6 protein-coding genes are annotated in these 11,362 nt (G+C 70.7%); 2 read left to right on the plus strand and 4 right to left on the minus strand.

Annotated elements, in window-relative coordinates; translation table 11 throughout:
• Window positions 1–20 precede the first annotated feature (20 nt).
• From ABZ857_RS35745 to ABZ857_RS35755, 3 genes are read right to left on the minus strand one after another with little or no spacing between them, the layout of a single operon-like run.
• Window positions 21–893 carry an ABC transporter permease subunit gene (locus ABZ857_RS35745; RefSeq protein WP_357052427.1) on the minus strand — a complete coding sequence of 291 codons (873 nt, stop codon included), beginning with the start codon at window positions 891–893 and terminating at the stop codon, window positions 21–23.
• Window positions 887–1,849 (minus strand): sugar ABC transporter permease, encoded by a 963-nt coding sequence (locus ABZ857_RS35750; protein ID WP_357052430.1) that lies wholly within the window; start codon window positions 1,847–1,849, stop codon window positions 887–889. Before ABZ857_RS35750 ends, ABZ857_RS35745 begins: the two co-directional genes overlap by 7 nt.
• 3 nt (window positions 1,850–1,852) lie before the next feature.
• On the minus strand, window positions 1,853–3,148 hold the full coding sequence (locus ABZ857_RS35755) for an extracellular solute-binding protein (protein WP_357052433.1): 1,296 nt from the start codon (window positions 3,146–3,148) through the stop codon (window positions 1,853–1,855).
• Between the two features lie 390 nt (window positions 3,149–3,538).
• Here ABZ857_RS35755 and ABZ857_RS35760 point away from each other — a divergent pair, with 390 nt between their 5' ends.
• Complete coding sequence (locus tag ABZ857_RS35760) at window positions 3,539–4,810, plus strand: ATP-binding cassette domain-containing protein (protein WP_357052436.1); 1,272 nt, start codon at window positions 3,539–3,541, stop codon at window positions 4,808–4,810.
• Between the two features lie 6 nt (window positions 4,811–4,816).
• On the opposite strand, the gene ABZ857_RS35765 is transcribed toward ABZ857_RS35760, so the two are convergent.
• Complete coding sequence (locus tag ABZ857_RS35765; RefSeq protein ID WP_357052448.1) at window positions 4,817–5,434, minus strand: amino acid-binding protein; 618 nt, start codon at window positions 5,432–5,434, stop codon at window positions 4,817–4,819.
• Between the two features lie 164 nt (window positions 5,435–5,598).
• On the opposite strand from ABZ857_RS35765, the gene pulA reads away from it, so the two are divergent.
• Window positions 5,599–11,331 (plus strand): pullulanase-type alpha-1,6-glucosidase, encoded by a 5,733-nt coding sequence (gene pulA / locus ABZ857_RS35770; RefSeq protein WP_357052439.1) that lies wholly within the window; start codon window positions 5,599–5,601, stop codon window positions 11,329–11,331.
• Window positions 11,332–11,362: the final 31 nt, after the last annotated feature.

The raw sequence follows: 11,362 nt of genomic DNA on the forward strand, positions 1-11,362 counted from the left end.
CCCCCGATTCTCATATTGGGTCACGCCTTCGTCGCGCCGGCCGTCAGGCCGGTGACGAGGTGGCGCTGGACGAGCAGGAAGACGACGGCCGCCGGAATGGCGATCAGCACGGACGAGGCCGTCAGCAGGCCCCACTCCGCCTTGTGCTGGCCGACGAACTGGCTCAGGCCGACCGCGAGCGTGTACTTGTCGTCGCCCGTCATGAACGCGGTCGCGTACGCGACCTCCGCCCACGCGGTGAGGAACGAGTAGAACGCGGCCACGGCCAGGCCGGGCTTGGCCAGCGGCAGGATGAGCCGCCAGAACGTGCCGAAGGGAGTCAGGCCGTCCACCCGGCCCGCCTCGTCGATCGTCACGGGGATGGTGTCGAAGTAGCCCTTCATCATCCAGGCGCAGAACGGCACGGTGGAGGTGAGGTAGGCGATGACGAGGGACGGGAACTGGTTGATCAGCCCGAGCCCGGCCATCAGGTTGTAGATCGGCACGATCAGGATCGCCACCGGGAACATCTGCGTCACCAGCAGCATCCACATCACCGAGCGGAAGCCGGGGAAGCGGAAGCGGCTGACCGCGTAGCCGGTGGTGGCCGCGAGCAGCACGCCGAGCGCGGCGGTGACGAGCGAGACGATGACGGAGTTGGCGGCCCAGGTGAGGAACCGGGTCTCCCCCAGCACCTGCGTGTAGTTGGCGAGCGTGGGGTGGTCGACCGGCGCGACCGAGGCGGTCTCGATGACGGCCCGCGGCTTGAGCGAGGTCAGCACCAGCCACGCGACCGGGAACACCGACACGATGCTCGCCGCGATCAGCGTGAGGTGCAGGGCGACCGACTTGCCGGGGCTGCGCCTGTCGCGGCTCCAGGCGCCGGTGCGGGCGGAGGCGGCCTGGCTCACCATGCCTCCCCCTGCTGCCTGAGGGCGCGCCGGTAGACGGTGGCCATGACGACGAGCAGCGCGAGGATCACCATGCCCCAGGCGGCGGAGCCCGAGTAGTTCCTGATGCCCTCGAACGCCTGGCGGTAGGCGTACGTCACGAGGATCTCCGTGGCTCCGCCCGGTCCTCCCCTGGTCAGCAGGTAGATGACCGGGAACTGATTGAACGTCCAGATCGTGCCGAGCAGGACGACCGTGCTCGACACCGGGCGCAGGCCCGGCAGCGTGATGTGGCGGAAGCGCCGCCACGGCGTGGCGCCGTCCACCTCGGCGGCCTCGTACAGCTCGCGCGGGATGGCCTGCAGGCCGCCGAGCAGCGCGAGCATCATGAACGGCACGCCCAGCCACACGTTGCAGGCGATCACCGAGACCTTGGCCCAGAACGGGTCGTCCAGCCAGGCGATCCCGGCGAACCCGGCGGCCCGCAGCATGGCGTTGACCACGCCGAACTCGCCGTTCAGCAGGTAGCGCCAGATGAACGCGGACACGAAGGCCGGCACCGCCCAGGGCAGCACGAGCAGGACCCGGTAGAGCGACCGCAGCCGCATGGGCCGGTTCAGCAGCAGCGCCAGGCCGAGGCCGATGCCCACGTGCAGGGCGACGCACACGACGGTCCACACGACCGTCCAGGCGAGCCGGCCGAGGAACTCCGCCGAGGTGAGGATGTCGGCGTAGTTCTTCAGGCCCACGAACTCGTAGGTGGACGGGATGACGTTCATCCCGATCGTGCGGCCCATGTTGCCCTCGGTCGCGTCGGTGAGCGACAGGTACACGCCTCGCACGAGGGGGTAGCCGACCAGCACCAGCGTCACGATGACGACCGGCGCGATCATCGCCCAGGCGTACCAGTGGCGCGACAGGAGGCGCCGCGCCCCCGAACGGGGCGCGGCCCTTCTCGTCGCGACGACGTCAGCCGTCATGGCCTACAGGCTCCAGCCCTTGAGGATGCCCTGGTAGGCGGTGGCGACGTCCTTGAGCATGGGCTCGGTCGTCGTCTGCCCGCCGGCGAGCTTCTGGTAGCCCTCGACCAGCGGCTGGAACAGCGAGGCGGCCTCGGGGATCCAGGGACGCTCGACGGCCGTCTCCATCGGCTTCGCCCACTGTGCGATCTTCGGGTTGGCCGTGGCCTCGGAGGCGCTGTAGGCGGGCTGGCGGGTCGGCAGCAGGCCGAGCTTGCCGGCGATCTTGGCCTGGCTCTCCGCGCTGTCCATGAACTGGACGAACAGGTAGGACGCGTCGAGGTTCTTCGAGCCCGCGTACACGGTGTAGTCGTGGCCGCCCAGGGGCGAGCCCGCCTTCGCCGAGCCGGCCGGGACCGGGGCGACGCCGAAGTTGTCCGGGTTGTCCTTGAACACCTTGCCACCGAGGTTGTCGGCGTTCGACCACGGACCGTTGAAGATCATCGCGACCTTGCCGTCCTTGAACGCGGTCTCGGCGTTCGTGTAGCTGTCCTGCAGCGCGGGCTTGACGGCGGCGCCGGACGTGATCAGGTCCTCGACGATCTTCACCCCCGCCACGCTCTGCGGGGACGAGATCGTGATCTTCTTGTTCTGGACGTCGACGAAGTCGCCGCCCTCGCCGTAGATGAACGGAAGCAGGAAGTAGGCGTCCACGTTCAGGGCGATGCCGCCGGCTCCGGTCTTCGACTTGACGTCGAGTGCCACCTTCTTGAGGTCGGCCATCGTCGCCGGAGGCTCGTCGTAGCCCGCCTTCTTCAGTAGTTCCTTGTTGTACAGGAGGCCGAGGGTGTCCGTCACCTGCGGCACGCCGTACGTCTTGCCGTTGTACTTGCCGCTGGCGGCCGGGACGGGCAGGAACTCCTCGGGCTTGTCGACCGCGGGGGTGCCGTCGAGCGGCGCGAGGTAGCCGAGCGAGGCGAACTCCGCGACCCAGCCCACGTCGGTGCGCAGCACGTCGGGCGCGCCGGAACCGGACTGCGCGGCGGTCTTGAACTTGTCCCGCGCGTCCGCGAACGGCACGTTGACGTAGTTGACCTTGATCTTCGGGTACTTGGCCTTGAAGTCCTTGATGATCTCCTGGAAGACCGGGCCCTCGGTCGTGGCGTCCGAGGTGTCCCACCAGGTGACCGTGCCGGCCACCTCGGCGGGGGCGGCGCTCCTGGCCGGGGACGATCCGGCCTCGCCGGAACCGTCGCCACAGGCGGTGACCGCCAAAGCGAGCGCCGCGGCCACCGCCGCGGACGTGAGGACTCGCCTCATCTGCGTCGCACTCCTTGCTCAGGGGGATTTGAGCGGAACGTAACAGGGGCGCGAAGGGGATGAAAGGCCTTACAGAAACTTTCAGCAATTTCGTTACATTTGACGCCCCCAGGAGGGCGCGACGAGGTCACGGGGCGACCCTGACAACCGGCTTTAGTGAGGGGAAAGTTCGGAGTAACGAGAAGTTTCACGTAGATGCCGGATCTTTCACGACACGTATGGACAGGGGTGCCCGCGACGCGATGTACTACCTCATCATTCACATCGGTGGCTGGGGATCCGGGAGTGCCGTGCCCGGGAGGAACGAGCTTGCATGAGCGAGCGGAGCGCACGAATCAGTGAACTCACCGTGTGGCGAACGCCACTCGGAGCCGAAGGCGAGGAGGTGGCATGAGCACCGTCGTCCTCGACAACGTGACGAAGATCTACCCGGGGGGGTATCTCGCGGTCGACCGCATGAACCTGCGTGCGGAGGAGGGTGAGCTCCTCGTCCTGCTCGGGCCGTCGGGCTGCGGGAAGTCCACGCTGCTGCGTATGATCGCGGGCCTGGAGGAGATCACCTCCGGCGACCTGTGGCTGGCCGGACAGCTCGCCAACCACCTCGCGCCCCGGGACCGGGACGTCGCGATGGTCTTCCAGAACGGCGCCCTGTATCCCCACCGGACGGTGCGCGGCAACCTGTCCTTCCCCCTGGAGATCGCCAAGGCGGACCCCACCATGGTGCGGGAACGGGTCGTCGAGCTGTCGCGCGCGCTGCACATCGACGAGACGCTGGACCGGCGGCCGGGCACGCTGTCCGGCGGCCAGCGCCAGCGCGTGGCGATGGGCCGCGCGATCGTGCGCCAGCCCTCGCTGTTCCTGATGGACGAGCCGCTGTCCAACCTGGACGCCGGCATGCGCACCGAGCTGCGCATGGAGATCTCGTCGCTGGTGCGGGCCCTCGGGGTCACCACCATCTACGTCACGCACGACCAGGTCGAGGCCCTCACCCTGGCCGACCGCATCGCCATCATGAACCGGGGCGTGCTGCAGGACATCGGCACCCCGGCGCAGGTCTACAACGACCCCGCGACCGCGTTCACCGCCGCGTTCCTCAACTCCCAGCAGCTCAACCTGCTCGCGGCGACCGTGCGCACCCCGCAGAACCAGTTCATCATGCTCGACTTCGGCCCACACCAGATCACGATGCCCTGGACCGATCCACGGGCGTACGCGGTGTCGCAGCACACCGGCATGCAGATCATCGTGGGGATCCGGCCGGACGGGCTGGTCCCGGTGCCGGAGAAGACGGAGGGGCCGACCTTCTTCGGCCGGGTCAGGACGCTGGAGTATCACGGCCACGAGTGGCTCGCCTACCTGGAGGCCGGGATCCCGGCCGTCAACGTGCCCGAGCCGCCGGACCGCCGCCAGCTGAACGGCGCGGGGGGCGGCGGCAAGGCGCGGTCGATGATGCGCCGCCTGCTCAACGGCTCGGCCGCGGTGGAGGAGGAGCAGCCGCAGCCGATCTCGCAGTCGGGCACGCACCGCCGCGCGGACCTGATCGTCAGGCTCGGCAACCGTCCCGTCTGGCGGGCCGGCGACCACGGCCGGGTCGCCGTCGACGTCTCCCGGCTCATGCTGTTCACGATGGACGGCAACCGCATCGACCCGCCGCGCCGCTGACGCCCCTCAGACCGGCCGGCTGACGCCGCCGGCCAGTACGGAGACGATCCCCACCAGGCGGACGATCTTGTCCAGCTCCGCCCGGTGGAACGCGGGCCCCTGGGAGCGCGCCACCACCAGGTGGACGCCGTCCATCGGCACGCTCGCGAGGTGCAGCCCGCCCTCCTCGAACGCCGCGGCGCGCAGCGGGGTGAGGTCGGCCGCGGGCACCTTCTCCGGCGCCTGCCAGCTGCCGTGGACGATCTCGCCGTCGGACGAGTCGACCGCCACCGCCCACTCGGCGCTGACCAGGTCGGGCACCGCGTCGACGAGGGTGACGTACGCCCGGTCGGGGTCCGCGGCGACGTGTCCGAGCAGGTCGTAGTCGGGGCTCGATCCGGGCGCCTCCCGGGTCGGCCACACGGCCTCCACCCGCGTGCCGGGAACCACGCCGATCCGCTCGCTCAGCTCGCCGGGCTCGAAGACGCCCGACCAGGAGACGGTGAAGTCGTCCACCGCGCGGCCCGCCTGCCGCTCCAGCACGGTGACCTGCAGGATGTCCGCGCCCATCACGCCGAACGCGCGCGCCACCTGGCCGAGCACCCCGGGCCGGTCAGGGAGCGAGACCCGCAGCCGCAGCAACATCCCCACCACCTCCTCTTCGCGCGGCCCCCGTTTTGAGTGACACCAACAGTGTCGGACACAGGTTTCACGGGTGTTACGGCGGCGGGTCACAGAACGGCTGCAATGTTTCTGGAACTTGCAGCAAAGTCTTGCACGAACCGGGGCCCGACAGTAGCTTCCGGGCCATGGTGACCCCCCAGCACCGGCGTACGCGCGCGCCCATCGCGGTGTCCGTCGCCGCGGCACTCGCCGCCGCGCTCGCCGTCGTCCCTCTCGCCACTCCCGCGGCCGCGCGGCCGGCCGTGCCCGCGGTGGCGGCCGGCGCGCCGTCCGACGCCGAACTCGCCCGCGACGCCCTCCGCGCGGACCTGTCCCGCGAGCGGCTGTACTTCGCGATGACCGACCGGTTCGCCAACGGCGACCCCTCCAACGACCGGGGCGGGCTGTCCGGCAACCGGCTGACGACCGGTTTCGACCCCGCGGACAAGGGCTTCTACCAGGGCGGCGACCTCGCGGGCCTGATCGGGAAGCTCGACTACATCAAGGGCCTGGGCAGCACGGCCATCTGGCTCACGCCGTCGTTCAAGAACCGGCCCGTGCAGGGCACCGGGGCGAACGCGAGCGCCGGCTACCACGGCTACTGGATCACCGACTTCACCAGGATCGACCCGCACCTCGGCACGAACGCGCAGATGAAGAGCCTCGTCAAGGAGGCGCACAAGCGCGGCATGAAGGTGTTCTTCGACATCATCACCAACCACACCGCCGACCTCGTCGACTACGCCGAGAAGACGTACGGCTATCGCGGCAAGGCGGCCTACCCCTACGTGGACGCCTCCGGCCGGGCCTTCGACGACCGCGACTACGCCCTGCGCGACGACTTCCCGAAGGTCACCGCAGAGTCGTTCCCGTACACGCCGGTGGTGACGGCCAGGTCGAAGGTGCCGTCCTGGCTGAACGACCCGACGATGTACCACAACCGGGGCGACTCGACCTTCTCCGGCGAGAGCTCCGAGTACGGCGACTTCTCCGGCCTCGACGACCTGTGGACCGAGCGGCCCGAGGTCGTCAAAGGCATGACCGACATCTACAGGACGTGGGTCAAGGAGACCGGCGTCGACGGCTTCCGCATCGACACCGCCAAGCACGTCAACATGGAGTTCTGGCAGCGCTTCGCGCCCGCCCTGCACGGCTACGCCGCCAAGCTCGGCAACGACAGGTTCTTCATGTTCGGCGAGGTCTACAGCTCCGACCCCGCGTACGAGAGCCGCTACACCACCACCGGCACGCTCGACGCCACGCTGGACTTCGGCTTCCAGGAGGCGGCGCGCTCGTACGCGAGCGGCGGCGACGCCGCGAGCCTCGGCAGGCTGTACGCCGCGGACGACTACTTCACCGACGCCGACTCCAACGCCTCGTCGCTGCCGACGTTCCTCGGCAACCACGACATGGGCCGGATCGGGTACTTCCTCAAACAGGACGACCCCTCGGCGGACGACGCCACGCTGCTCGCCCGCGACCGCCTGGCCCACCAGCTCATGTACCTGACCCGCGGCCAGCCGGTCGTGTACTACGGCGACGAGCAGGGCTTCACCGGCGGCGGAGGCGACAAGGACGCCCGGCAGCCGATGTTCGCCTCGAAGACGGCCGACTACCTCGACGACGACCTCATCGGCACCACCGCCACCCACGCGACCGCCAACTTCGTCACCACCCATCCCCTCTACACCTCGATCGCCGAGCTGGCCCGGCTGCGCGACCGCTACCCGGCGCTGGCGGACGGCGCCCAGGTCGAACGGCTGGCGAGCGGGAACGTGTTCGCGTTCTCCCGGATCGCCGCCGGGGAACGAATCGAGTTCGTGGTCGCACTCAACAACGGCGCCGCGGCGAAGCCCGTCCAGATCCCGACGTACTCGCCCGGCGCCTCCTTCACCCAGGTCTACGGCGGGACGCTGAAGCTCACCAGCGCGGCCGACGGGAAGCTGGCCGTGACCGTGCCGCCGCTGTCGGCCGTCGTCTACCGCGCGGACAAGGCGGTGGCCGCCCCGGCCGGGGCGCCGGAGATCTCCCTCACGCTGCCCGGGGAGACCCTGCGCGGCACGGCCGCCGACAGCCGGGTGGCGATCTCCGCCGAGGTGCCCGGCGACGGGTTCGCCCAGGTCACGTTCGCGGTCAAGGCGGGGGACGCGCCGTGGCGGGTGCTCGGCACCGACGACGCGCCCAACGGCCACACCTACCGGATATTTCATGATCTGACCGGCGTGCCGGAGGGCACCCCGCTCACGTACAAGGCCGTCGTCAAGGACGCGGCGGGCCGGTACGCGGGTGCCACGGCGACCGCCACCGCCGGGCCGGAGCCGGCCGAGGAGCAGCCGGGCGCGGTCAAGCGCGACTACCTGGTGGTCCACTACAAGCGCGACGGCGGCGACTACGACGGCTGGGGCCTGCACGCCTGGGGCGACATCGACCAGACGGTCGAGTGGGGCTCGCCCGTCGCCTTCGAGGGCGAGGACGCCTTCGGCCGCTTCGCCTGGCTCAAGCTGAAGCCGGGGGCCACCGAGGTCGGCCTGATCACGCACAGGGGCGACACCAAGGACCAGGGCGACCGGACGGTCAACCCGGCCCGTACGGGGGAGGTGTGGCTCGTGGAGGGCAAGCCGGAGGTGTACGCCTCCCGGGCCGCCGCCGAGGGGTACGCCACGATCCACTACCGGCGCCCCGACGGCGCGTACGACGGCTGGGGCCTGCACCTGTGGGGCGACGCGCTCGCCGACGGCGCGGGCACCGAGTGGGGCTCGCCGCGGCGGCCGGACGGAACCGACGCGTTCGGGGCCTTCTGGCGGGTGCCGCTGAAGAACGCCGACGCGCCGCTGAACTACATCATCCACAAGGGCGACACGAAGGACCCCGGGGCCGACCAGACGTTCGTCCCGGCGAGGCAGCCCGAGGCGTACGTGAACTCGGGCGAGAACGCGGTGCACGGCGGCGCCGCGGCGGCGCGGAACGTCGCGGTGCTGCACTACCGCCGGGCCGACGGCGACTACGACGGCTGGGGCCTGCACTTCTGGGGCGACGCGTCCGGCTCGGTCGAGTGGGGTGACCCGCTGAAGCCCGCCGGGACCGACCGGTTCGGCGTGTACTTCGAGGTGCCGCTCAAGGAGGGCGCCAGGACGCTCGGCTACATCATCCACAAGGGCGACGCGAAGGACCAGCAGGCCGACCAGGCGCTGGACCTCGCCGCCACCGGCCACGAGGCGTGGAAACTGTCCGGTGTGGACGGATACCTTCTGCCGCAGCCCGCGGCCACCGGGGCGGACGCCGACCTGTCCAAGGCCACCGCGCAGTGGATCGACCGGGACACGGTCGCCTGGAAGGGGAAGGTCCCCGAGGCGAACCACTACGCGCTGGCCTACTCCCCCAAGGGCGACATCGCGTACGAGAAGGGCGACCTGACCGGGGACGTCCATCTCATCCGGCTGATGCCCGGGCAGCTGAGCGACGCGCAGAAGGCCGCCTGGCCGCATCTGGCGGCGTACGGCGCGCTGAAGGTCGACCCGCGCGACGCGGACCTCGTGCGCGAGGCACTGCGCGGCCAGGTCGTGGCGATCGAGCGGGGGCCCTCCGGCGCCCTGCTGACCGCGACCGGCGTGCAGATCCCCGGCGTCCTCGACGACCTGTACGCCGGGGCCGCCAAGGCTCCTCTGGGGCCGACCGGCGGCGGCAGGCTGGCGATCTGGGCGCCCACCGCCCAGAAGGTCGAGCTGGCCCTCTACGACGGCCCGTCCGCCGATCGCAGGACGGTCCACCGCATGCGCAGGGACGACGCGACCGGCGTGTGGTCGGTCGACGGGCCCTCGTCGTGGCGGGGCAGGTACTACACCTACCTCGTCACCGTCTTCGCCCCCGCCGCCGGGAAGATCGTGACCAACGAGGTGACCGACCCCTACAGCCTGTCGGTCTCGGCGGGCTCGGGGCGCAGCCAGATCGTCGACCTGTCCGACCGCACGCTGCGGCCCGACCGGTGGACGACGCTGCGCAAGCCCCCGGCCGTGCGGCAGGACCGGGCCTCGATCTACGAACTGCACGTCCGCGACTTCTCCGCCTCCGACACCACCGTCCCCGAGGCCGAGCGCGGCACGTACAAGGCGTTCACCGAGACCGGCAGCGCCGGGATGACCGAGCTGCGGAGCCTGGCGAAGGACGGACTGACCCACGTCCACCTGCTGCCGGCCTTCGACTTCGCCACCGTCCCGGACGTGAAATCGGACCGGACCGAGCCCGGCTGTGACTTCGCCGCGCTGCCGCCCGACTCCGAGCAGCAGCAGGAGTGCGTCGTGAAGACGGCCGCCAAGGACTCCTTCAACTGGGGCTACGACCCGCTGCACTACACCGTGCCCGAGGGCTCGTACGCGACCGACCCGGACAAGCGGATCAAGGAGTTCCGCGAGATGGTCGCGGGGCTCAACGGCGCCGGCCTGCGGGTGGTCATGGACGTCGTCTACAACCACACCCACGCGGCCGGTCAGGACCCGGCGAGCGTGCTCGACCGCGTCGTGCCCGGCTACTACCACCGGCTCATGGACGACGGCACGGTGGCCACCTCCACCTGCTGCGCGAACACTGCGCCGGAGCACGCGATGATGGGCCGGCTCGTCGTCGACTCGATCGTGACCTGGGCCAAGGAGTACAAGATCGACGGCTTCCGGTTCGACCTGATGGGCCACCACCCGAAGGCGAACATCCTGGCCGTGCGCAAGGCCCTCGACGCGCTCACGCTCCAGAAGGACGGCGTGGACGGCAAGTCGATCATCCTGTACGGCGAGGGCTGGAATTTCGGCGAGGTGGCCGACGACGCCAGGTTCGAGCAGGCCACGCAGGCCAACATGGCCGGCACCGGCATCGGCACCTTCAACGACCGGCTGCGCGACGCCGTGCGCGGCGGCGCCTACAACGCCCTCCCGCCGACCCAGGGCTTCGGCTCCGGGCTCGCCGGCGACCCGAACGGCTCCCCGGCGAACGGCAGCGAGGCCGACCAGGCGAAGCGGCTGGCCAACTACGAAGACCTGATCAAGGTGGGCCTGACCGGGAACCTCGCCGGCTACACCTTCACCGGATCCGGGGGCACCGAGGTCAAGGGCTCGGAGGTCGACTACAACGGCGCGCCGGCCGGGTACGCCGCCACGCCGGGCGACACGGTGACCTACGTGGACGCCCACGACAACGAGACGCTGTTCGACGCGCTCGCCTACAAGCTGCCCAAGGACACCCCGATGGCCGACCGGGTCCGGATGCAGTCGCTGTCGCTGGCGACGGTCCTGCTCGGCCAGGGCACCGCGTTCGTCCACGCGGGAAGCGAGCGCCTGCGCTCCAAGTCGCTCGACGGCAACTCCTTCGACTCGGGCGACTGGTTCAACCGGCTGCTGTGGGACTGCCGCCAGGGCAACGGCTTCGGCGGCGGCCTGCCGCCCGCGAAGGACAACGAGGCGCGCTGGCCGTACGCCCGGCCCCTGCTGGCCGACCCCGCGCTGCGGCCGGACTGCGCGGCGATCGGGGCGGCCCGGGCGAGGTTCGGCGAGTTCCTGCGGATCCGCTACTCCTCCCCCGCCTTCTCGCTGGGCTCCGCCGCCGAGATCGGCAGGCGGGTCTCCTTCCCGCCGTCCGGCACCCCCGGAGTGATCGTCATGCGCATCGACGCCGCCGGCGTCGACGCCGCGAACAAGGCGATCTACGTGGTGTTCAACGCCACCGGGAAGACCGCCGCGCCCGCCGTGCCCGCGCTGAAGGGCGCCCGGGTCGCACTGCATCCCGTACAGGCGGCGTCGGACGACCCGGTGGTCCGGCAGGCGTCGGCGGACCCGGCGGCCGGCACGCTGACCGTGCCCGCCCGCACGGTCGCGGTTTTCACCCAGCCGCGGTAGGAGTGGCGCCGGGCGCGGGCTCTCCCGCGCC

It is taken from the genome of Microbispora sp. NPDC046933 (assembly GCF_040644635.1).
Classification (GTDB): domain Bacteria; phylum Actinomycetota; class Actinomycetes; order Streptosporangiales; family Streptosporangiaceae; genus Microbispora.

What these genes read in the sequence shown, in the direction of transcription:
- ABZ857_RS35745 (WP_357052427.1), bottom strand. Translation starts at nt 893, where the DNA reads ATGGTGAGCCAGGCCGCCTCCGCCCGCACCGGCGCCTGGAGCCGCGAC.
- ABZ857_RS35755 (WP_357052433.1), bottom strand. Translation starts at nt 3,148, where the DNA reads ATGAGGCGAGTCCTCACGTCCGCGGCGGTGGCCGCGGCGCTCGCTTTG.
- ABZ857_RS35765 (WP_357052448.1), bottom strand. Translation starts at nt 5,434, where the DNA reads ATGTTGCTGCGGCTGCGGGTCTCGCTCCCTGACCGGCCCGGGGTGCTC.
- ABZ857_RS35760 (WP_357052436.1), top strand. Translation starts at nt 3,539, where the DNA reads ATGAGCACCGTCGTCCTCGACAACGTGACGAAGATCTACCCGGGGGGG.
- ABZ857_RS35750 (WP_357052430.1), bottom strand. Translation starts at nt 1,849, where the DNA reads ATGACGGCTGACGTCGTCGCGACGAGAAGGGCCGCGCCCCGTTCGGGG.
- pulA (WP_357052439.1), top strand. Translation starts at nt 5,599, where the DNA reads ATGGTGACCCCCCAGCACCGGCGTACGCGCGCGCCCATCGCGGTGTCC.